The sequence below is a fragment of the Gordonia jinhuaensis genome, from assembly GCF_014639795.1.
GTDB lineage: Bacteria > Actinomycetota > Actinomycetes > Mycobacteriales > Mycobacteriaceae > Gordonia_B > Gordonia_B jinhuaensis.
In genome coordinates, this window is record NZ_BMGC01000029.1 from 1 (window position 1) to 23,061 (window position 23,061).

The 23,061-nt window shown below is 66.3% G+C and carries 13 protein-coding genes; all 13 read right to left on the minus strand.

Annotated features, from left to right (window positions below):
• Positions 1-100: 100 nt before the first annotated feature.
• The 13 genes from IEW22_RS15540 to IEW22_RS15600 all read right to left on the minus strand — a co-directional run bounded on the left by IEW22_RS15540 (position 101) and on the right by IEW22_RS15600 (position 23,050).
• Positions 101-1,816: an alkaline phosphatase D family protein gene (locus IEW22_RS15540; protein ID WP_229742774.1), complete on the minus strand. Its 1,716-nt coding sequence runs from the start codon at positions 1,814-1,816 to the stop codon at positions 101-103.
• A gap of 226 nt (positions 1,817-2,042) precedes the next feature.
• Positions 2,043-3,590 (minus strand): acyl-CoA carboxylase subunit beta, encoded by a 1,548-nt coding sequence (locus tag IEW22_RS15545; protein WP_188587586.1) that lies wholly within the window; start codon positions 3,588-3,590, stop codon positions 2,043-2,045.
• A gap of 5 nt (positions 3,591-3,595) precedes the next feature.
• Positions 3,596-8,875, minus strand: coding sequence for a polyketide synthase Pks13 (gene pks13 / locus IEW22_RS15550; protein ID WP_188587539.1), 5,280 nt, complete (start codon positions 8,873-8,875; stop codon positions 3,596-3,598).
• Between the two features lie 111 nt (positions 8,876-8,986).
• Entirely contained in the window at positions 8,987-10,879 is a 1,893-nt protein-coding gene (gene fadD32, locus IEW22_RS15555; protein ID WP_188587540.1) for a long-chain-fatty-acid--AMP ligase FadD32, read from the minus strand.
• A 174-nt stretch (positions 10,880-11,053) separates the two neighbouring features.
• Positions 11,054-12,070 (minus strand): LLM class F420-dependent oxidoreductase, encoded by a 1,017-nt coding sequence (locus IEW22_RS15560; protein ID WP_188587542.1) that lies wholly within the window; start codon positions 12,068-12,070, stop codon positions 11,054-11,056.
• A gap of 303 nt (positions 12,071-12,373) precedes the next feature.
• The gene (locus tag IEW22_RS15565; protein ID WP_188587544.1) at positions 12,374-13,357 is read right to left on the minus strand and encodes a cutinase family protein; all 984 of its coding nucleotides are present in this window, start codon (positions 13,355-13,357) and stop codon (positions 12,374-12,376) included.
• Positions 13,358-13,370: 13 nt separating this feature from the next.
• The gene (locus IEW22_RS15570; RefSeq protein ID WP_188587547.1) at positions 13,371-13,961 is read right to left on the minus strand and encodes a DUF732 domain-containing protein; all 591 of its coding nucleotides are present in this window, start codon (positions 13,959-13,961) and stop codon (positions 13,371-13,373) included.
• A 246-nt stretch (positions 13,962-14,207) separates the two neighbouring features.
• On the minus strand, positions 14,208-16,016 hold the full coding sequence (locus IEW22_RS15575; RefSeq protein ID WP_373284213.1) for an alpha/beta hydrolase-fold protein: 1,809 nt from the start codon (positions 16,014-16,016) through the stop codon (positions 14,208-14,210).
• A gap of 304 nt (positions 16,017-16,320) precedes the next feature.
• Positions 16,321-17,262, minus strand: coding sequence for an alpha/beta hydrolase-fold protein (locus tag IEW22_RS15580; RefSeq protein WP_188587549.1), 942 nt, complete (start codon positions 17,260-17,262; stop codon positions 16,321-16,323).
• 303 nt (positions 17,263-17,565) lie between these two features.
• The gene (gene zomB / locus IEW22_RS15585) at positions 17,566-19,596 is read right to left on the minus strand and encodes a flagellar motor control protein ZomB (RefSeq protein WP_229742776.1); all 2,031 of its coding nucleotides are present in this window, start codon (positions 19,594-19,596) and stop codon (positions 17,566-17,568) included.
• Positions 19,583-20,518, minus strand: a complete 936-nt coding sequence (locus tag IEW22_RS15590) for a decaprenyl-phosphate phosphoribosyltransferase (RefSeq protein WP_188587551.1) — start codon at positions 20,516-20,518, stop codon at positions 19,583-19,585. The genes zomB and IEW22_RS15590 overlap by 14 nt, the downstream gene beginning before the upstream one ends.
• A complete protein-coding gene (locus IEW22_RS15595) occupies positions 20,515-21,162 on the minus strand; it encodes a phosphatase PAP2 family protein (protein ID WP_188587552.1) in 648 nt (215 codons plus the stop codon). Before IEW22_RS15595 ends, IEW22_RS15590 begins: the two co-directional genes overlap by 4 nt.
• Positions 21,143-23,050, minus strand: a complete 1,908-nt coding sequence (locus IEW22_RS15600; protein WP_188587592.1) for a glycosyltransferase — start codon at positions 23,048-23,050, stop codon at positions 21,143-21,145. Before IEW22_RS15600 ends, IEW22_RS15595 begins: the two co-directional genes overlap by 20 nt.
• Positions 23,051-23,061: the final 11 nt, after the last annotated feature.

Here is a 23,061-nt window from a genome sequence, read left to right on the forward strand (position 1 = left end):
CAACGGCTGGAACGACCGCAAACACCCCTTCGTATGGACAAAAACCGCAGACGAAATCCTGAAGAAAGCTCAACCCAAAACGTATTAACGAAACGAGACACTAGAGGGACTTGATGACCTTGGGTTTGCCGTGCTCGGTGTACCAGCGCTTGGCCAGCGAGACCCGCGACTGCGGGTCTTGGATGTCTTCGACGAAGTACCACTCCATGGTCGCCCGCTCGGGCGTGACCCCCAAGATCCCGAAGCCGTGGCTCGTCAGCTCGACGTCCTTGATCCACGGGTCGGCCGCCTTGATCGCGCTCTGCGCGACGGAGACCGCGTCGGCACATACCGACGCCGCGGCCTCGTTGAGCGCGATCTCGTCGTATCCGCTCGGTGCGGTGATGCTGGGTGGGGTGAACTCGCATGCCACCACACGACCCTTCGCATTCTTGCCGTAATGGACTGTGTTCAGCGGAATCTCACTCACCCAGGAGCTGTGGATGTCGCCGGTGACGAAGACGACGCTCTTCTTGCCCGCCGCGTCGATCGCCGACAGCAACTCGTGGCGCTCGTCGGCGTACCCGTCCCACTGGTCGTTGTCGACCAGCAACCCGTCTCGCGGGATATAGTCGAACTTGCTGTGCAGGAAATCGACGAGGTCGGGATTGATCACCCACGGGACCACCAGCGGGACGATCATCACCTCGTTGCCGACCACCTGCCACCGCGTCTTCGACGTAGTCAGCGAGGTCCGCAGCCAGTCTAACTGTGCGTTGCCGGTGATCGTCTGTTCGGGGGTGTCGGTACCGATGTAGGTCTGTTTGGAACGGTACGACCGCAGGTCCGGGACCACCAGATCGACGAGCTTGCCGAAGGTGAAGCGGCGATACAGGTGCTCACCACCGTCGATCGAGTTGGGGCGCACCGGCATCCATTCGAAATATGCCTCGTCGGCGGCCCGCTTCCGATCGGCCCAGCTGCCCTGGAACTCCGGGAAGTGGTCTTCGGCGCCACCGTCGTAGGAGTTGTCGGCGGTCTCGTGGTCGTCCCACATGCAGACCCACGGGTGCAGCGCATGGCAGCGCGCCAGATCCGGATCTTCGTGATGTTTGCCCTGCCGGATCCGGTAGTCCTTGAGCGTCACCGTGTTCTTGAGCGGTTGCACCCGGCGCACGATCTCCAGATACTTTCCGAGGTACTCGCCGCTGGCGTACTCGTACGTGTAGTCACCGAGGTGAAGCACGAAGTCGATGTCGTCGCGGTCGGCCATCGCCCGGTAGGCGTTGAAGAAGCCGGTCTCGTAGTTCGAGCACGAGCACACGGCGAACTTCAGCAGATCGTTGTCGGTGTCGGCCGGAGGTGCGGTCTTCGTCCGGCCGGTGACCGACGTGACACCCTTGTGCGGGCCGTCGGCGATGGTGAACCGGTAGAAGTAGCGGGACGCCGGCCTCAATCCGGTGGCGTCGACCTTCACCGTGTGATCACGATCGGGTGAGGTAACGTAGTCGCCCGACGACACGATCGCGGCGAACTGGGGCGATGTCGAGACCTCCCAGTGCACGGCCGTGGGACGTCCGGTACCGGAGCCGGGTACCGCGGCGTCATCGGGAGTCACCCGCGTCCAGAGGATTACCCGATCCGGAAGAGGATCGCCGGATGCCACCGAGTGCCGGAAGACGCTACTGGCCTGAGGTCCGGAGCCACCGGAGGTGGCGGCGTCGGCCGAAGCCGCGCCGGCCGTGGCGAGCGCGGCGGCACCCACGGCGGCAGATGCCGATCGCAGAAATGCGCGCCGGTCGAGTTGTGTTGCGGGGTCGCGTTCACCAAGAGTCACGAGTCATGATCGAATACCGATCCGGTTGCCGCCCAACCAACGACACGTGAATTCCTCACCGATGTGGAGTGGACCGGCGATTGTCATTCCGCGGCCTCGACATGAGCAGCGAGACGTGCTGCGGCGACCATGAACACCGCCACACACCGCCCGGCGTGTGCGGTCACGCCAAGTCCCTTCCCGACTCACACCGCATCTCCTTGGCGCCAGACCGGGCGGGCGCCTGTCAGATTGGCATCAACAGCTGCTTACGGGGCGGGATGGGACGCTGCTTGTCACGCAGTTGCCGCAGCGCCTTGCGCAGCTCGAGCCGGGTTGCAGACGGCTCGATGACGGCGTCGATGTAGCCGCGCTCGGCGGCGAGATACGGGGTGGCCATCATCGTGTTGTAGAACGAGATGAACTCACTGCGGATCCGATCCGCCTCCGCGGGTGTGGCATTCGCGGTCTGTCGGCGGGTGAGGATCGCCGCCGCCGATTCGGCACCCATCACCGCGATCTTCGCGGTCGGCCACGCGAAGTTGATGTCGGCGCCGAGCTGCTTACAGCCCATCACCGCATAGGCGCCGCCGTAGGCCTTGCGCAGCACGACGGTGATCTTCGGGACGTCGGACTCCACGTAGGCGAACAGGAAGCGTCCCGAACGCCGGATGGTGCCCTTCTCCTCCTCGGCCAGACCCGGCAGGATGCCCGGGGTGTCGACGAGGAAGATCAACGGGATGTTGTAGGCGTTGCAGATCCGCACGAAGCGGGTGGCCTTCTCCGAACTGTCGGTGTCGAGGACCCCCGACATCACGTTCGGCTGGTTGGCCACCACACCCACCGAATGCCCGTCGATGCGCGAGAATCCGGTGATGATGTTGGGGGCGAACAGTTCCGCGATCTCACAGAAGTCTCCGTCATCGAAGATCTTCACGATCACGTCGCGCATGTCGTAGCCGGCGTTGTCGTTGTCGGGCATGAACGAGTTGAGCGCGAGATCTTCCTCGGTGACCCCCGGTTCGAGCCCCGGGTTGATGATCGGGGGGTGCTCATGGCAGGTCGAGGGCATGTACTGCAGGTAGTTGCGCACCCACTCGAATGCGCCCTGCTCGTCGTCGGCGAGATGATGCAGATTCCCCCAGCGGGCCTGATTGTGGGCACCGCCGAGATCATCGGCGTCGATCTCCTCGCCGTTGACCTGTTTGAGCACGTCCGGGCCGGTGACGAACATGTAGCTCTCGTCCTTCACCCCGACGAGGATGTCGGTGTTGGCCGGGGTGTACACCGCGCCACCGGCGCACTTACCCAGGATGATCGACACCTGGGGTGCCATCCCCGACAGCAGCAGGTTGCGCCGGCCCATCTCGGCGTACCACGCCAGCGAGGTGACCGCGTCCTGGATGCGCGCACCGGCCGAGTCGTTGATACCGACCATCGGACAACCGATCTTGGCCGCCCACTCCATCAGCGCGGCGACCTTGCGGCCGAACATCTCGCCGACGGTTCCGCCCATCACGGTCTGATCATGGGAGAACGCCGCCACCGGACGGCCGTGCACCATGCCGTGACCGGTCACCACACCGTCGCCGTACCCGGTCTCGGCAGCACCGGCCATCTTGACCAGTGCACCCATCTCGACGAACGTGCCCGGGTCGAAGAGCATCGCCAGCCGCTCACGCGGCGAAGGGATCCCCTTCTTCGCCCGCTTCTCGTCGGCCTTGGCGCCGCCGGGATTGTCTGCCAGCGCGAGCTTCTCGCGCAAATCGGCCAGCTTCTCGGCCGTCGTCGTCAGGTGGGTCACTTGACACTCCCCTTCTCGCCTGAGGTCGCAACCGGCCCCACGTTCTTCATCCGTTTGGTCAGATCGGCACCGACCGAGGCGATGTAGGGCTCGTCGATGATCGCCAGGTGGTCGGGTGCACCCGTCTGGATGACCTCGAGGTCGGCGACGTAGGCACCCCAGCCGCCGTCCGGGTCGATCTCGGCGAACTGCGGCTCCAGCTCGATCGCACCGTCATGCATCTTCTCCGCCCGGTACAGCACGACCTTGCCGTCGTAGGCCGTCGGCTCGATGCTGGCCAGCGCACGGTTGTCGAGAAAGGACGTGCGCTGGTGTTCGATGATGCCGCCGGGGATCTTGGTGTCGCTCATCGCGATCATCTCCATGATGATGCGGAACTGCCCCTCGTCGTCGGCGTCCACGAGTCGGTCCATCGGCATCGGCGCATCCGGATCGATGCCATAGGTCTTGACGGCGAACGCCTTCCACCGCTCCAACCGGGCACGCTTGGCATCGGCGTCCTCGGGCACATGGTGTTTGGGCATCACCAGGTCGATGAAGCCGACCAGTGCCACTTCCTCGCCGGCCTCGCGCAGCGCCTGCGCGCAGCCGTAGGCCAGCACGCCACCGAGCGACCAGCCCACCAGCACATAGGGGCCGTGTGGCTGCACTTCGCGCAACTTCGGAAGGTATTGGGCCACACGCTCTTCGATACTTCCCTCAACTCGGTCGAAGCCGATCACCGGCTGCGACTCGGGCAATCGCTTGAGCAGCGGCTCATAGGCCGCGGTGGAGCCGCCGGCAGGATGGAACACCAGCATCGGTGTCGGGTCGTCGGGACCGTAGCCGTACCGCTTGCCCTCGGGGATCCGCAGGAAACGCAGGAAACCCTCGGTCGGTGCACTGTCCTCGAGGTGTTCGCGCACATAGTTCGCGAGCGTCTCGATGGTGTCGGCGTCGATGACGTCCTCGATGTCGATCTCGCCGCCTGCCCGCTCCGACAGCTTGGCGGTGAGCTTCTCGGCGGTCTCCTCGTCGAGGACCGGCAGCGGCGTGAAGATGCCTCCGGCCGACTTGCCCGTCACGCCGGCCCACACCGCGAAGGTGAGGCGCTCGGCCGCGTCGCGCGGCGGAACGTCGGCGCCGGCCGCCTCCGCGACCTTGGCCTGATCGGTCAGTACATCGGCCTGTGCCGCAGGCGCCTGGACCGGCGATGCCGCAGCAGGCTCGGTCGCAGCGGACTCGGCGGGCTCGGCGACAACGGGCTCGGCAGCAGCAGGCTCGGCCTTCGCCGACTCCTCGGCCAGCAGCTGCTCGCGCTGCTCGGGCGATGCGTCGATCATTTCCGAGAGTTTGGCGGTGTCGAGTTCCCCCTTGCCGTCGGCGTTCTCGGCCAGCGCCGCGATCTCGTCGCGGTTCTCCACGGCATAGGTCACGAACTTCACCACGTCGGCGAGGTTCGCCTCCCGCATCGCCTGCAGCTGCAGCTGCGGGATGTCGAACTCGTACTCCACCCGGTTCTTGATGCGCACGGCCATCAGCGAATCGAGTCCCAGCTCGATCAGTGGGATCTCGCGCGGCAGGTCCTCGGGTTCATATCCCATCGACTCGCCGACGATGATCGCCAGCCGGTCGTCCACCGACTCGCCGGACTCCTTGCTCCACCGCATACCGATGTCATCGGTGACGTCGGGCTCGCTTTCCACCTTCTCGGTGGCCGCCGGATCGGCGCCCGCCACCGCGGCGGCCGCGGGAGTCGTTGTCGCAGAACCGGAGTGGACCACCGCATGGGCCAGCGGGACGAAGTCGGCATCGGCGCCGACCCCGCGGACGTGCACCTGCACCGATGCGCCGCCGGGATGGCGGGTGAGCGTGGTGGTGACCGTTCCGGTGGTCGGCACCGTGCCGAAGACCTCGGTCGCCCCCAGCGACACCGCCGGGAGCACCTGCCCGGCCGCAGCGGTCACCAGCGCCGCGACGTCGGTCACCGCGGTGGCCGCGACCTCCCACACGTGTCGGCCGTCGGGCAATGCGACATGGGAGCCGGGAATCCGCCCCGACGAGTCACCGGCACTGATGGATGCGGTGAGCCAGAATGGCTTTCGCTCGAAGCGGGTGCGCGGGATGTTCGCGAAGTCACCGGGACCGAACAACGACGCCACATCGATGTCGGAGCCGTGGACGTAGAGCTTCATCAGCGCAGTGATCACACCGGCGCTCTCGTCCTCCTTACGCTTGAGGGTGTCGATCAACTCGACGTTCTGCATCCCCGCCCCGAAGGCGACCGCGGCAACCGACATGAGCACCACCGGATTCGGCGACAACTCGACGAAGGTGGTGTGCCCGTTCTCCACGGCCTTGGTGACCGCCTGCGAGAACCACACCGAGTGCCGCAGCCCCTTGGTGAAGTAGTCGATGGTGTGCACCGGTGCGTGGCCTGCCCGGTAGAACTGCTCACGATCGACCGAGCTGTAGAGACCGACCTCGAGCGGGCGCGGTTCGATGCCGGTGAGCTCGTAGGCCAGTTCGCCCAGCAGCGGATCGGTCTGTGAGGTGTGGCTGGACCCCTTGGTGGCCAGCCGGCGGCCGAGCTTGCCCTCGGATTCGGCGCGCGCGACGATCGCGTCGACCTGGGCCTCCGGCCCGCCGATCACGGTGTGCGTCGGTGCGGCGTAGACGCAGATCTCCAGATCGGGGAAATCGCCGAGGACGCCGGTGATGTCGTCGGCGCTGTACTCGACGATCGCCATCGGCCAGATGTCGTCGCCGGACAGACCGGCCTCGCCCTCGCCCATCAGCCGCGACCGCTGGGCGATCACACGCACGGCGTCCTCGAGCGAGAGCCCGCCGCTGAGATAGGAGGCGGTCGCCTCACCCATCGAATGGGCGATCAGCACACCGGGTTCCGCACCGTGGTGACGCAACAGCTCGGCAAGTCCGATCTGGATGGTGAAGATGCCGATCTGCGCGGTCTCCACCCCGTAGGTCTGCGAGTCGTCGAGGAACATCTCCACGATCGAGTAGCCGAGCTCATCCTGCAGGTAGCCGTCGACCTTGTCCACGGCGGCGGCGAAGATCGGGTTCTCGGTGTAGAGCTGTTTACCCATCTTGCGGTGCTGGGAACCGAATCCCGACAACAGCCACGCCGGCGACGCCGCATCGGGTGAGTCGACGGTGAACACAGTCGGGCTGATCTTGCCCTGCGCCACCGCGCGGACTCCGGCGATGGCCTCGTCGTGATCGTGGGCCATCACCACCGACCGGGTACGGCCGTGGTTGCGGTGGGCCAGTGCACGGCCGATGTCGACCAGGGGGGTGTCGCGGGCCTCGTCGGTCTCCAACCACTCGAGCAGATCCTGCGCGGCCTTGCGGCGTCGCGAGGAGATGAATCCACTGATGACCAGCGGGATGACCGAGCCGGGCACGGCGCATTCGGCGAAACCCGCTGTGGCGTCGGCCTTCTCGCTGGTGTCGGAGGTCTCCTCCGGTGCGCTGCGCTGGGCAGCCAGCGCCAGGCGCTCGACGTCGGTGAGGAAATCGTCCTCGTCGGCGTCGATATCGATATCGCCTGCCGTCTGCGCCGCGATGCTCGCGGAATCGTCTGCAGCGCGGGCATTCTCATCGCCGGTCAGGTCACTGGGCAACACCTCGCGGACCACCACGTGTGCGTTGGTGCCGCCGAAGCCGAAGCCCGACACGCCGGCGATCGCATGGCCGCTGTAGCGCGGCCAGGCCGTCGCCTCGTCGACGACCCGCAGATGTGTGGCGTCGAACTGGATGTAGGGGTTGGGGCCGCTGTAGTTCAGCGACGGCGGCAGTACGTCGTTGCGCAGCGCCAGCACCACCTTGGCCAGCGCTCCCGCGCCGGCCGCGGACTCCATGTGCCCGAAGTTCGTCTTCGCCGAACCGAGCAGTGCGGGGGTCTGGGGTTCGCGCCCCTTACCCACCACGCGGCCCAGCGCGTCGGCTTCGATCGGGTCGCCGAGGATGGTGCCGGTGCCGTGCGCCTCGATGTAATCGACCTCGCGCGGCTTGATCGCCGCGTCGCGGTATGCCGCACGCAGCACGTCGACCTGCGCCTCCGGGTTGGGCGCGGGCAGTCCGTTGGACCGGCCGTCGGAGTTGACCGCCGAGCCGGCCACGATCGCGAGCACCTCGTCGCCGTCGCGGCGGGCGTCGGAGAGTCGCTTGAGGACGAACAGGCCGCCGCCCTCGGCGCGGATCATGCCGTCGGCGTCGGCGGAGAACGCCTTGATGTGACCGTCGGGAGCCTGCACGCCGATCGAGTCGAAGCCCAGGGTCGCCGCAGGCGTGATGATCATGTTCACGCCACCGGCAAGGGCCACATCCGACTCGCCGCTGCGCAGCGACCGCACCGCCTGGTGCACGGCGACCAGCGACGACGAGCAGGCGGTGTCCATCGCGATCGACGGACCACGGAAGTCGAAGAAGTAGGAGATGCGGTTGGCCACCACCGACGTCGACGTGCCGGTGAGGGCGTAGGCGGCGGTGTCGCCGGAGGACTCGGGATCGGAGACCGCGAGCATCTGGTAGTCGTTGGTGGACGTGCCGACGAACACCCCGACCTGCTCGCCCTTGAGGTCGCTCGGCGGGATGTGGGCGTTCTCCAGTGCCTCCCAGGCCAGCTCGAGAGCCAGGCGCTGCTGCGGGTCGACCATCGTGACCTCGCGCGGACTCATCTGGAAGAAGTCGGCGTCGAAGCTCCTGACGTCGTCGAGGTAACCGCCGTGCAGGTTCGCCTTGTCGAGGATCTCGGCGATCTTGGGTACGGCCTTGAACTCCGCCCACCGATCGGCGGGCAGATCGGAGATGCCGTCACGACCGTTGATCAGCAGATCCCAGGTCTCCTCGGGCGTATGACCGGCCTTGGGGAACCGGGTCGACAGACCCACGATCGCGATGTCCTCGTCGTCGCCGCGTTCGCGTGAGTACCACTCGTCATCGGCGGTGGCGTCCACGTCGGGTTCGAGATCGCCGTCGATGATGCGCTGGGCGAGCGAGGCGATGGTCGGGTGCTGATAGACCACGGTGGCGGTCAGCACCACGCCGGTCTTGTCCTCCACGTCGGCGCCCAGGGACACCGCATCACGCGAGGAGAGCCCGAATTCCTCCATCGGACGGTCATCGGAGATCTGCGCCGGCGACATACCGGTCGCCGTGGCGACCCAGTCACGCAGCCAATCGCGCAGTTCGCCGACGGTCAACTCGCCGGCGGTCTCGCCATCGGTACCCGACGCATTCTCGATCTTCTGCGGGTCCACGCTGTCCTCAGCCATAACCTTCCAAGCTAGTTGCCTCGTGCCCCCCGATGTCGTCGACCCGGTGATCCGGCCCCGATTCGGGTGACGATGTGTGTCACGCGCACGAGCTCATCGTGCGCGCCCGGGTCATTCGTGTGGGGCGTCGGGGAAGGCCGTCTGCTGGTAGCCGCCGCGCAGCGTTCCGTCGATGTAGGCCGCCTTCGTGGCGCGGCGGGCGATCTTGCCCGACGACGTGCGGGGGATCGAACCGGCCGGCACCAGCAGCACGTCACGCGCCATCACACCGTGGCGGGCGGCGACCGCAGCGCGCACGGTGTCGGCGACCTCCTGCGGATCGACCTTCTTGCCCGGGCCGCGCTCGGCCACGATCACCAGCTCCTCCGATGCGTCATCGGCGTCGAAGGTGATACCGCTCGCGGAGTTCTCGAAGACCTCCCGCGGCAGTTCGTTGGCGGGCACCGCGAAGGCGGCGACGAAGCCCGGACGTAGCGCCGGCGACGCCTCCTGCGCACTGAACTCCACGTCCTGCGGGTAGTGGTTGCGTCCGTCGACGATGATCAGATCCTTGACGCGACCGGTGATGTAGAGCTCGTCCTCCCACCACACGCCGAAGTCCCCGGTACGCATCCACAGCGAATCTTCGGGCGCACCCTCGGAATGGCTGCCGGTCGACAGCGGGTTGAGCAGCTTGTTGTCGAAGGTCTCATGCGACTCGTCGGTCTTGTTCCAGTACCCCTTGCCCACATTCGCGCCGTGCAACCAGATCTCGCCGACATGGCCGTCGGGCACCTCGGTGGCCGTGTCGGAGTCGACGGTGCACGCCCACTGGCTCACCGACACCTTGCCGCACGACACCTGCGCGACCGCACCCTCGGCGTCGGAGTCGACCAGGGTGAACTCCCCGGCGTTCAGCGCGTCGCGATCGACGTAGATGACCTTGGCCTCGTTGTCGCGTGGTGTTGAGGAGACGAACAGCGTCGCCTCGGCCATACCGTAGGACGGTTTGATCGCGGTCTTGGGCAGACCGTAGGGACCGAAGGCCTCGTTGAACTTCTTCATCGAGCTGACCGTCACCGGCTCGGACCCGTTGATGAGGCCGATCACGTTCGACAGGTCCAGGCTCTCCCCGTCGCGCGGCAGGCCGCGTGCGGCGGCGTGCTCGAAGGCGAAGTTGGGGGCGGCGGCGAAGGTCTCTGCGCCATCGGACTCGGCGGCGAGCTCCTTGATCCAGCGACCCGGCCGACGGACGAACGCCTGCGGACTCATGATCGTGATGTATTTGCCGCCCAGCGCGGGCAGGATCACCGTGAGCAGCCCCATGTCGTGGAACATCGGCAGCCACGTCACACCGCGCGAATTGTGGTTGAGTTCGATCGCGTCGATCATCTGCAGCGCATTGGTCGCCACGCATTCATAGGCGATCTCCACGCCGGCGGGCACACGGGTCGACCCGGAGGTGTACTGCAGATATGCGATGTCGTCGAGCTGCGGCTTGGGTTGCACCCAGCCCTCGCCCACCGAATCAGGGACCGCATCGATGGCGATCACACGCGGACGCTCCTTGGCCGGCAGCGGCTTGAAGAAGTCGCGCACGGACTCCGCCGACTTGGTGGTGGTGAGGATCGCCGCAGGCTTGCAGTCGCCGAGAACCGCGTGCAGCCGGTCGGTGTGACCGGGCTCGTCGGGTGAGAACAGCGGCACGGCGATGTCACCGGCGTAGAGCGCGCCGAAGAAGCCGACCACGTATTCCAGCGACTGCTGCGCCAGGATGGCCACCCGGTCGCCGGGTTCGGTGACCTGTTGCAGGCGTGCGGCCACGGCACGGAGTCGCTTGCCGAACTGCGCCCAGGTCAGTTCCTGCGCCTCGCCGTCGCGCTCGCGGCTGTAGTCGATGTAGCGGTAGGCCAACGTGTCGGCCTGCTCACGAACGTTGCGTTCGACATAGTCGATGAGCGTGTCATCGCCCGAGAAGTGGATGTTGCCGGTCTCGTCGAGAAATTGCTCGAATTCGTCGTTCATTCAGTGCTCCTGGGGACAATCCGCTGTTCGCGGAGCGCGGCGGCGACCGGGGGTGCCGGTGCCGCCTGCTGTAGGTGCTGCTCTCACAAAGGTAAATGTCAGGCTGCGTGTGGTACGCAACCACCACACCCGTCAGTCGTCATCGGCCGACAGGTGTCTGGACGTCGACGGCGGTCACTGACCCTTCAGCAGGCCGATGACCGGCGCGAACGCCTCCATCTGGGTGGGGAACACACCGACATAGGACATCGTCGTCCGTCGCCGCACCTCGCGGATCTGTTCGGCGATCTCCTCGAAGGTGCCGAAGGCGAGGTAGGGGGAGTTGAGGATGTCCTCGACCGACAACCGGACATCCATCGCGATATTGGGCGGATACCCCTTGTCGAGAGCCGCCAGTGCCATCTCCGCGGTGGCCTCGCGGTCGTCGGTGATGACGATCGTCGCGATGGTCCAGTTGAGCTCGATCTCGTCGAACCGATCGCCTGCCGCCTGACGGATGACGTCGATGCGCTCGATCGTCTTCTCCATCGTCATGTCCGACAGCCGGAGCTTGCCCTCACGGGTGGTACCGGTGGCCACCGAGATGATGTCGGCATGTTTGGCGGCCAGTGCCAGCATCTTCGGGCCACCGCCGCCGACTGCGATGGGCGGACGCGGACCCTGCCGCGGGCGCGGCGAGCCGACCAGTCCCTTGATCTGGTAGAACTCGCCGTCGAAGTTGACCTCGTTGCCGCGCAGCAGCCCGTCGAGGATGGTCAACGACTCGTCGAGGCGACGGATGCGCGTGCCGGGTGACTCGAACTCGATACCCGCCTTGTCGAACTCCTCCTTCATCCATCCCGCGCCGATGCCCAGCTCGAGACGTCCTTTGGAGAGCACGTCGATGGTGGTGGCCTCTTTGGCCAGGATCGCGGGATGACGGAAGCCGTTGGCCAGGACCGAGGTGCCCAGGCGGATGCGTTCGGTGGACTGGCTCAGCGCGCCCAGTGCTGCGAGCGGGCCCACCTGGTTGCCGAGGTGGTCGGGAATGGCGAACGTGTCGTAGCCGAGTTCTTCGGCGGTCTGTGCAAGCTTGACGAACTTCCGCGCACCACCCTCGTCCTTGTTGCCTTCTCCCCCCGCCCCGAAACGGAATTTGCGCAGGCCCGATTCGGTCGGTTCCTGACGCGTTGCCGCTGCCGGAGATGTCATGGTTGGAATAGTCTCCTCACGCTTGGTGGTCCGCAAATCGTGGTCGTCGAGTGACCACCGCCACCCGGCCAGGCCGAGCAGCAGACAATGATGCCCGAATAATCGTATCGGCGACGAACCGGTACGGCGTTACGGTTCAACCAGACAAATGCCCCGTGTTCACGGCGGTTGTCTGTGACTGGTCACCACAGTGACCGGCAGTGGGCGGCCAGCGGAGTCCCTCTGAGCTCCCTCCAAGCCCCCTCCGAGAGCCTCGTCACGTCGCCGGGTCGGGCCGCGGCGCGCTGGTCGGGCCAGGCGCGATCAGTTGTGTGGCGGGTGCGGCGCCTTCTCGATGACACCCCGCGCCCACCCTCGCATCCACTGCACAGCCGTCTCGTCGCCGTTGATGTTCCAGTACTTGGGCGTTGCGTACATGGCGTGGATGGGGTTGTTGATCGCGCCCATCAGCTTCTGCACCCCGGTCAGCGGGTTGGTGATGGTCGGCGAGTCGCAGATGAGGTCGCCGGGTGCGCACAGCGAGTAGGTACGGTCGGCGACCGATCCGAAGCCGCCCGTGCGCGAACCGGTCATGGTGATGCCCGGGACCAGTTTGCCGATTCCACCGAGGGCCACCTCGGCGCCGACCCCCGACGGGTCGGGGCCCACGGTCCGTGCCTCACCCGGCTGACGACGCCCGTCGGCGATCAGGCCGACCCCCAGCAACCGGTCGGCCGGGATCGGGCCCTGACCGTTGCCGATCTGCGAGGCGATGTCACCGGAGATGACCGCACCCTGGGAGAACCCGAGGAGCACGAACCCGGTCAGCGGGCAGTGCTCGTGCACCTCGGCGATCTTGTCGGTGGTGCGCTGGGTGCCCTGTGCGCGCGAGTCGTTGTAGGTGGTCTGGTGATCGTTGAGGTTGGTGGGGTTGCGGAACTGTGCGACATACGGGGTCGTGTAGACGTCCGCCCGCGAGCCGTCGAACTCGTCCTGCAGGGTCGAGCTGACCTTGAGGATCAGTGAATTCGGATTGGCGTGGGGATGCTGCGGATCGTCGTCGGCTGAGGACTCCCACGTGCCCGGCACCGCGATCACCTGGACGTCGGGGCAATCGGCGGGCTGGGCGGTCGCGGTGGGAGCCGACGTCGTCGGCGCACCGGGGGTGGGCGCGGGACCCTGCGACGACGGCCGCAGCAACGTCACCACCAGAACGATCACCAGGATGATCGCGATGACGACGAGTGCGGCCACGCCCAGCAGCACCCAGGTGAGGGTGCGACGGCGGGAGGAACGACGTGCGGACATCTGTGGCGGTGCCTTATCTGGTCGGGCAGTAGTAGCGCTGCGCCGCGGCGATCAGCTTGTCGGTCTGGTCGTTGGCCTGTGCCGCATCCGTCTTACCCGACCCCACGATCGGCAGGACGTTGACCTTGATCTGGGCCGGTGAGACGTTGGCCTTGGTCTGCGCGCAGACCGTCTCGGCTGCGCCCAACGCGATCGAGTCATCGGTGTCGCCGAGCAGCGTCACCTTCTGGTCACGCAGGGCGTTGAGGTAGGCCTTGGCGTTGTTCGGCAAGGCCGCAATCGACCCGGCATTGCCCGCCGCCGGCTCGGTGGCCGGCAGCTGGGTCGGCGAACCCTCCGCGGCGGCCCCGGCGTCCCCGGAATCCGTGGCGCTGGCAGATGCCGAGTCGCGCGCAGAGCTCTCCGAGGCCGACTGCGTCGCCGGCGACGTTGCTGCCGCCGTCGTGGTCTGCGGTGCCGATGCGGGCGCACTCGCGGTGGAGTCGTCGCCGCAGGCGCTCAGCGCGCCGGCACCGATCAGCAGCGCGGCCAGTGCGGTGACACCGCCGGTCGTGCTGCGTGCCCGCGACCTGTTCCCCAGCGCCGTGCCCCCCACTGCCCTCATCCCACTTCCTCCACGATCTCTGCTCGTCACGCGACTCCTGCCCCCGCGGCGTGAACTCTCCGGCCGCAAGGGTACCGAAACAACCGAGACGGCCCCGCCGGTCGACGTGACGACGACTGACGGGGCCGCACTGGACTCACCCTGGGATCACCACTTACCGTGTACGACACCCGATTTCGGTGCCATTCAGCCAGATCGTTTTGAGCGCGAGCAGATCCCGACCGGCTACCTCCGGACGAGTGACCATCAGCGGACGACCACACCGGTACCGGTGGACTCGATCGAACCGTGCTGGAAGTTCACCCGGAAGCCACCCGGGATCTGCACCTGGTCGCTGATCGGATAGCCGAGTTTGCCGTTCTCGTAGCCTGTTTGACCCCAGGCGTCGAAGATCGGACCGGCCGGGATGGCGAAGGCGCCGCCCGTGGGCGTCCAGTAGATGTTGCCGCCGCCGAAGGAGTTGAACGCCCCGCCGCGCAGCGCGATCTCACTGCTGGTCGGGAACCCGAGCCAGCCCGCCTCGTAGTCGAGCGAGGCGTACTTGTCGAGGATCTTGCCCTGCACCGAGTTCGCACCGTTGGCGGCATTCCACCAGTAGGCGCCGATCTGGAAGCCCTGGACCTGCCCCTTGCCGTTGGGTGTGCCGATGACGTCACCGGTCGGATACCCGAGCGGTCCGCGTTCGTACCCGGCTTTACCCCACGAGTCGAGGATCTGCCCGGTCACCGCATGCGCACCGGTGGTGGCCGTCCAGTAGATGTAGCCGTTCTGGAACTTGTTGAACCGGCCCTTGCCGTCGGGTGTGACCGTCTCGTTGCTCACCGGGAAGCCCAGCGACCCGCCGGGGCCGCCCGCTGCCACGTAGGCACCGCCGATGGCCCCACCCACGATGTGGGCGCCGGAGGCCTGCGAGTAGATGATGCGTCCGCCACGGAAGTCCTGCGCGCGGCCGCCGGGTACCGCGTACTCCGGCGTGAGGCATTCGGCGAGTTCCGAATGCGCCTTGGCCAGCGCACCGATCGGCCCGCCGATCCCGCAGGAGGGCTTGTCGGCCGCGACGCCGAGCGCACTGGCGGCCTGCGGCCACGCCTGCTTCATCTCGAACTGCCAGTACTCCCACGTGTGCGTGCCCGAGGCGCGGTAGATCGCCTGTGCGGCGATACCGAGCTGGTTGAGCTTGGTGGCGAACTGCTGGCTGGTCACCCGAGAGAGCACCTCGAGCCCCACGCCGGCGTAGTTGGTCGCCAGATACGGGATGTCGGAGGGGGTGTCGTACTGACCCGGGAGTCCGTTACCCGACGAGATGTAGAGGCTGGTGCCTTTGAGCTTGGCCGCCAGCAGGTACGGGTCGTGTGCCTTCCACGCCGGATCGGTCGGCGGACCGAACATCTTGGCCGAGTCGTAGCCACCGGCATCGTTCATCGCGAACTGAACCGCCTGGGGCATGCCGAAACTCGACAGCTGCAGGATGCCCGAATACGACGCGACGAATTTGAAGAATCCGGGGTTGCGCGCGGCGAGCATCATCGCGGCGCTGCCGCCCATCGAGATGCCCTGCACACCGCGGACGTCGCTGGATCGCCACTGCCCCTGCAGAACCGGCGGGAGTTCCTTGGTGAGGAACGTCTCCCACTGGTAGTTCTTGCCGTTGTCGGGCTTCTGCCAATCGGTGTAGAAGCTCGACTCACCGCCGATGGGCAGCACGACGTTGACGTTCTTGTCCTTGTAGAAGTTCTCGATATCGGTGTTGATCGTCCAGCCGCTCTGATCGTCCTGCGCGCGCAGACCGTCGAGCGTGTACAGCTGAGGGAAGGTCGCCTTGGGATCGGAGTTCCAATCGCGGGCGAGCAGGATCTGCACCTGGATGTCGGTCCCCATCGCCGGCGAATGGACCCACAGGGCCACCCGGCGATCGGAATACCAGAAGGCGTTGGTCACCTTGACGCCGGGAACCGGCGCGGGGGCCGCCGTTTGATCGGCGGCGAGCACCGGGCTGACATGGCCTGGGGAAGAGGCCGGATGAACCCCGACTGCATGGAGCCCGAAGGCGGCCATGACGACCACCACCAGCCCCGTGACGCACGCGAACACATAGGTCCGCATCTGCCGCCAGATCGACACGACCACCCCTTCACCACACGACTGAACATCAACAGCGTCGTGAAGCGGTTCCCCAACGCTTCCCCATCGGAAACCCCAACGGCGACCACCCCTCGAGATGGCCCGACGCCCCCCGTGTCGAGAGACACGGTGTTTGCTTACACGGTGTTTCTTACACGGAGGGCGTCGCGTCGTGCGGTTGCCACACTGTTACGTGTGGGAATTTTGTTGTAGTTGTGACTCGAGAGGTTTGTTCACCTCAGTCGTGGAACCAACCCGAGTTCTTCGCGCGCCACACCATGTCGCTCCAATAACCCCAGGTGTGGGTGCCCACGATCGGGAAGTCCGTGGTGATCGGGACGTGGTTGACGAGGGCCTGAACCTGGAACGCGCGGGTCTGGGCCCAGGCCAGCTGCTCGAGCGGGGTGCCCTCGACGTTGCCGATGAAGTCACCGACGCTGCCCACGGCGTTGTACTGGCCCCAGAAGCCGCCGCCGGCACCGATGCGCACCTTCTTGTTGTGCATCTTGTTGATCTGCACGAAGGGATCGTTGTCATACCAGCGACCGCTCCACGGCGGTCCCCACATCGAGTCGGAGTTGAACGGTCCCATCCCGGCCTCGATACCGGCGTCGAGCATCGCCACGCGGATGGCGGTGCGCATACCGGGCGCCGACAGGTTCAGATATCCCGACATCGAGAACAGGTGACTGATACGCGGGTTGTTGGCGCCGATGATCATCGCCGAGCTGCCACCCATGGAGATGCCCATGATCGCGTACTTGTGCGCCGGCCCCACGGCCAGACCCTTCTGGTCGAGCATCGGGATGAGCCGGTTGTTGATCACACAGCTCCACATGTACTTGTACTTCTGGCCGTTGAGATTGCTCGGGGCATCCCAGTTGCTGTAGAAGCTCGCCATGCCGCCGATCGGCTCGATGACGTTGACGCCCGAGGACGCCATGTCCTGGATGCGGGTGTTGTACTCCCAGCCGCTCTTGTCATTGGTGGCGCGCAGACCGTCGAGTGCGATGACCGTCTTGTAGTTGCCGGGCCGCGTCCACGCGTGGACCTGAACCTTGGGCATGCCACAGCCGTCGAGCCACCAGGTCTGGCGGACCGGGGCCGCAGAGGCCGTGCCGGTGCCCACAGCGACCCCGAAACCGAGGACTGCACTCAACGCCACCAGCGCGGCGATCATCCGAGAGACCGGACCCGCCGATCTTCCTCTGGTGGGACGGGTGACGTTCTCAGATCGCAATCGCACGAGGTCTCTCTTTCGTCTCTTCATGCCGACCCCTGACAGAGGTCGACCTGACCGCCCGCGAGCGGTCGCCGCACACGATATCGGCCACACAACCGATGCCGTTACACTTTCGATATAAAAAAGTGCCGGATAACGGTCTGACATCGGCAGGCCCGTGTCCGAACCGTGACCTTACCTGCTCATTACTCTCGGCGACAATCGGGCCGGACCGAGCAGTTACCAGCGTCGCCTGATCGACTACTTTCCGAATCGCCTGATCGGGGAGGCGCCGGGTACAGGGTTGGGCAGCCCGCATTCCTGCAGCGCGTAGTACGGGATCCGGTTGAAGCGGTAGGCGGTCAGCTGCCGCGAGTCGCGCAGGTTCTGTTTGAAACGTGCCCACGTCATCGGCCCGGTGTAGGACTCGATCAGCTCCTTGGTCGCCGGACACCGCAACGCCGCACGCGCCTGCAGGGTCCACGACTGCGAGACCGCCCGGGGCAGTTCGGGGTAGTAGGGCACCGCGCGCGAGTCGGCGACCACCCATTCCGGGTCGAGATCCTTGTCGTGGCCGATACGTGCGTCGGGCAGTCGATGGGTGTGCGCGGCCAGCGGATAGGCCAGACCCATCTGGTCGACCACGCGCACCGACAGCGGCGCATTCATACTCGTCATGCCGAGGTTCAGGAAGTACACGGTGAGCTGTGTGGGGTGTGTTCCACGGATCTGCGGCACGTAATACCAGGTGTCGTAATCGCCGGAGGACAGCAGCACACCGCCGTCGGCCTGATGTTCTTCGATCGCGTCGACCATCGGCTGCATACGCGCGAACTGGCGGTAGTCCTCGGCGGTCAGCGGATGCTCGATACCCAGGTTCTGTGCGTAGTAGCGACGCTCGTCGACGATGCCGCTGCGCCCGATGTCGGTGCCGTTGCGCAATCCGTGCGAGTTCACGGTGATCACACCCCACACGACGAGCACGATCCAGGCGATCCCGAGCACACCGGTCGCCGCGGTCGAGAGCACCGCGGCACGGTCGCGACCCGGCCGCAACGACAGCGGGATCACCATCACCGGCAGGAGCATGAGGAACAGTGGCGCGAGCAGAACGCGCGCATGCATGAAGTCGCCGCCCTGGTGCACCCAGTAGACCGCCTCGGCGAGTCCGGCGACCACCATCACCACGACCACCGCACCGCGGCTGCGCAGCCGTGACTGCCCGGCGACCAGAACCCGCCGCAGGCGTGCCGGGGAGCCGTGGTCGGTCGCGTCGGCGGCAGTGTCGGTCGGGTCTGCATCGACCCCGTCTGTATCGGTGCTGTCGACTCCCACCTTGCGCCACTGGGCCCACAGCGCCAGTCCCGCGAGCACAGCCACCAGCACCGGCAGCAACAACACATACGGGCCGAACATGTTGGTCACATACGTCCACCCCTGCGACCACTTCGACCCGCTGGCGTCCTTGGCGACCGCGGTGTTGGGCACCAGCAGTCCGTAGTACCCCATCCGGAAGATCTGATAGCCGACCGGCACCAGCGCCGCGACGATCACGAACGCCACGCGCATCCACCACGACGGCATCCGTGAGAAGAACACCAGTGCCAGCACCAGCGCACCGACCAGCGCCAGTTCCGGCCGGATCAGCGGCGACAGGCCGGCGTTGAATCCGAGCAACAGCAGGAGCGTGATCTCCCGGCCGCGGGTTCGACGGGGACCAGCCGACCAGCTCACCAGCTGCGACCACAGCACCGCCGCCCAGAACAGGCACAGCGACACCTCCAGGCCGCTGGTCGCGAAGTCGCGCGCCGGGGGCAGGGCGATGTAGATGAGTGCGCCGAACGGCAGGAACATCGCCCACGACCGCAGCCGGTCGACGCGATAGAGACGCGCGGTGGCGATCATCGCGATGGGAAGTGCGAGCACCGACAGCACCAGCGCGATCCAGAGCACCACGTACTCGGGTTTGCCGCCGGTCATCCAGGTGAACAGCCAGATGAGATAGGTCCATGCGGTCGAGGTGTTGGCCTCCACGCGCTCGCCCTCATTGAAGACAGGACCGTTGCCCGCGAGCAGGTTACGGACCGTGCGCAGCACGATCAGTCCGTCGTCGGCGATCCAGCGACGTTCCCAGGCGCCGGCCGCGAACAGTGCCGCGACCACGAGCACACTCGCGGTCAGCGAGCCGATCGGCAGCCAGCGGCGCACGGACACGGCCCGTCGCGAGCCGTCGGTGCGCCCGGCGTCGGCGATGTGGGTCAGCTCGGTCGGCGACAGCTCAGCTGACGACATAGACCGCGACACCCACGCATACTAACCAGGCGAGGGCCAGGAACTGCAGGACGTGGTCGTGAAGCGCGATCGTTTCCGGTTCGCCGGCCTCTCCGCCGTCGATGTCGACCGCATAGCGCAGGATCGCGATGGTGAACGGGACCATCGAGATCGCGTACCAGACGTTGGATTCGTGACCCTCGTGTTTGTCGAAGGCCCACAGTCCGTAGACCACCACCTCGACGGTCGCGGCGAGTGTCCACACGAAACGCAGGTAGCTGCTCGTGTAGTACTGCAGCGATTTCCGGATCTTGGCACCGGTGCGTTCGGCGAGGATCAGTTCGGCGTACCGCTTGCCCGCGGCCATGAACAACGACCCGAAGGCCATGAGCAGCAGGAACCACTGCGACAGACCGTTGGGCAGTTCGGCGGCCACACCACCGGCGATGGCACGCAGCAGGAAGCCCGACGACACGATGCAGATGTCGAGCACCGGCTGGTTCTTCAGCCCGAAGCAGTACGCGAGCTGGATCACCAGGTAGACGGCGATGACCACCGCGGTCTGCCAGTTGGCGAGCGCGGCGATCACGAGCGCGGCGACGCCGAGGATCACCGCGATCGCATACGCCAGCTTCACCGGCACCACACCCGCGGCGATCGGACGGTAGCGCTTGACCGGGTGGTTGCGGTCGGACTCCACGTCCTTCGCGTCGTTGACGAAGTAGATGCAGGACGCCGCGAAGCAGAACGCGACGAATGCCAGCGCACAGCGGCCCAGCACGTGGACGTCGGTGATGTCACCGGCGGCCAGTGGCGCGGCGAGAACCAGGACGTTCTTCACCCACTGACGCGGGCGCAGTTCCTTGATGATCCCGTCGAATAGATTCTTCGGGGCGCGCTTGGACGCCTCGACCGAGCTCCGCTCGATCGCTTCCTCACTCATGTGGTTCTCCCGCGTGACAGCTTTCTCAAGACCGGACCGGCCACCACCGCGGGCCACCTGACTCCGTATCGCCGACGCAACATCTTGTCACCCTCGATGACGACCTTTGCAGCGACCGCACCCAAACCGGCGCCGGCGGCCACATCGGTGGGGTAGTGCACGCCGAGGACCAGGCGTGACACCACCATCGGTGGCACCAGAACCGCGGGCACGAGCCCGCGTGGAGTGTCCGCGGCGCGTTCGATGAGCAGTGCCGCGGCCGTCGTCGAGGTCGCATGACTCGACGGGAAGCTGAGCTTGCTCGGGGTGGAGACGCCGACGACGATGCGCGGGTCGTGCGGGCGCGGCCTGCGCACGATCCGCTTGATGATCACCGAGGCTGCGTGCGCGCCGAATGCGCCGACACCGACCTCGACCCACATCCGGCGGCGGTCGGCGTCACGGGAGGCGAGTGCACCCACGGCCGACACCGCGATCCACCCCAGCGAATGCTCACCGAAGTGCGACAGACCGCGCGCGGTGGCCAGCACCCCCGGCTTGTCGGCCAGTGCGCGCTGGATCCCCAGCAGGATCTTGACCTCGCCGGTGGGTTCGCCGAGTGCATCCGCACCGGTCGAGTCGAGATCAGTCGATTCCGAAGACACGCTTCCAGCTTTCTGCGCTCGCCAGCTCGGGGGCGGCGTCGCGATAGAGGGTGCGCATGGAGTCGAAGCGCTGCGCGAGTTCCTTGTGAAGTGCCCACGTCTCCCGAGCGAGCGCGACCATCTTGTCACGGTCGCGCTGTCGGTAGACCACCCCTCGGCCGTCGGCGGTGGTCACCGTGACACCGTCGACTCGGCCGAGGGAGAACCAGCGCGCCTCGATCGGCGGATAGTTGGCCTGCGGCACCAGGTGATGTTTCGGATCGGCGGGTCGGATGTTGTTGACCACCACCGCCGCCAGCGACTTCAGCTTCGCCAGCGGTGTGGTCGGCGGTGTGACGCCCAGATGGGTCGCCTCGCCGCTCGTGCGCGGCAGAACCGTCGCCGAGGGCAGGACCACTGCGTCGGGGTACACCTTGCGCATCGCGGCGATCTTGGGCAATGCGGTGGGCAGCAGATCGCGGATGTGATCGGGGCCCGCGAGGAAGTCCCGGATCGCCTCGTTCTGGATCGCGACGGTCGAATACTCAAGGCACAGAAGATGTTTGGCTGTGGCCTTGCGCATCGACGAGAGGATCCCGTCGAGCGGTCCGTCGTGATGCATGGCAGCGACCACCAGGCGGTTGCGCAGGTGGAAGTACGCCTGCCAGTCGATGGCGTCGTCCTTGTCACTCCAGGCCATGTGCCAGATCGCGATACCCGGCACGGTCGCAGTCGGGTAACCGGCCTTACCCGCACGCAGCGCATACTCCCAGTCGTCCCACTTGATGAACAGCGGCATGGGCAGCCCGATCTCCTCGGCAGCCACCCGCGGGATCATGCACATCCACCAGCCGTTGCCTTCGACGTCGATACGCCGGTGCAGGTTCTTGGACTCCTCGCGGTCACGCAGCGGGAAGGTGGCGAAGTCGTGGTCGTAGCGCACGAACGGCGCCGCCGTCCACATGAAGTTGTGGTGGTCGATGACCTCACCCATCGAATGCAGATGACTGCGATCCTGCAGGTTGAGCATCTGCCCGCCGACCAGCATGGGGCTGATGGCGAAGCGGCTCAGCGCCAGTGCGCGCAGGATCGAGTCGGGTTCGATCACGATGTCGTCGTCCATGTAGAGGACATAGGGACTGTCGGTCTGACGTAACGCCTCATACATGATGCGTGAATATCCGCCGGAGCCACCGAGATTGGGCTGGTCGAAGATCTGCAACCGGTCACCCAGAGCGGCTGCGGCCTCGGCGTAGCCGGGTTCGTCGACCACCTTCCTGGTGCCCTGGTCGGGCATCATGACCGCGTCGATCACACCGTCGACGAGCGGGTCGGAGGTCAGTGCCACCAATGCGTTCACCGCATCGGTGGGGCGGTTGAAGGTGGGGATACCCACGGTCACACGGCCCTCGCCGGGCGCCTCGATCGGGGCGTACCAGCCGGCGGCGACCACTTCGGTGTCGGTGTCGGTGGTCAGGTCGAACCAGATCCAGCCGCCGTCCTCGAACGGGCCGAGTTCGAGCTCGAACTCGATCGTGCCGTGACCCGACTCGTCGACCGGCACGAGATCCCCACCGATCGAGATGCGCGAACCGTCACTCTTGGAGCGGTAGACGTCCACCCGTGCGGTCCCGATCACCTCGACGCGCAGTACCACCGAGGTGAGGGTCGACCAGCGGCGCCAATAGGAGGCCGGGAAGGCGTTGAAGTACGTCTCGAAACTGACCTCGGAGTCGGCGCCGAGGGTCACCGACGTGCGGGTGGTCGAGTGCGCACGATGGGCGTTGCTGGGCGACTCGTCCATGTAGAGGGCGCGGACGTCGAGGGGTTCACCCGGACGCGGGAAGATCACCCGGGACAACAGCGACTTACCCATCTCGGCGACGCCGTCCGGTCCGGTCGAGTGCATCGGACTCGCGG

What these genes read in the sequence shown, in the direction of transcription:
- pks13 (WP_188587539.1), bottom strand. Translation starts at nt 8,875, where the DNA reads ATGGCTGAGGACAGCGTGGACCCGCAGAAGATCGAGAATGCGTCGGGT.
- fadD32 (WP_188587540.1), bottom strand. Translation starts at nt 10,879, where the DNA reads ATGAACGACGAATTCGAGCAATTTCTCGACGAGACCGGCAACATCCAC.
- IEW22_RS15560 (WP_188587542.1), bottom strand. Translation starts at nt 12,070, where the DNA reads ATGACATCTCCGGCAGCGGCAACGCGTCAGGAACCGACCGAATCGGGC.
- IEW22_RS15565 (WP_188587544.1), bottom strand. Translation starts at nt 13,357, where the DNA reads ATGTCCGCACGTCGTTCCTCCCGCCGTCGCACCCTCACCTGGGTGCTG.
- IEW22_RS15570 (WP_188587547.1), bottom strand. Translation starts at nt 13,961, where the DNA reads ATGAGGGCAGTGGGGGGCACGGCGCTGGGGAACAGGTCGCGGGCACGC.
- IEW22_RS15575 (WP_373284213.1), bottom strand. Translation starts at nt 16,016, where the DNA reads ATGGCCGCCTTCGGGCTCCATGCAGTCGGGGTTCATCCGGCCTCTTCC.
- IEW22_RS15580 (WP_188587549.1), bottom strand. Translation starts at nt 17,262, where the DNA reads ATGATCGCCGCGCTGGTGGCGTTGAGTGCAGTCCTCGGTTTCGGGGTC.
- zomB (WP_229742776.1), bottom strand. Translation starts at nt 19,596, where the DNA reads ATGTCGTCAGCTGAGCTGTCGCCGACCGAGCTGACCCACATCGCCGAC.
- IEW22_RS15590 (WP_188587551.1), bottom strand. Translation starts at nt 20,518, where the DNA reads ATGAGTGAGGAAGCGATCGAGCGGAGCTCGGTCGAGGCGTCCAAGCGC.
- IEW22_RS15600 (WP_188587592.1), bottom strand. Translation starts at nt 23,050, where the DNA reads ATGCACTCGACCGGACCGGACGGCGTCGCCGAGATGGGTAAGTCGCTG.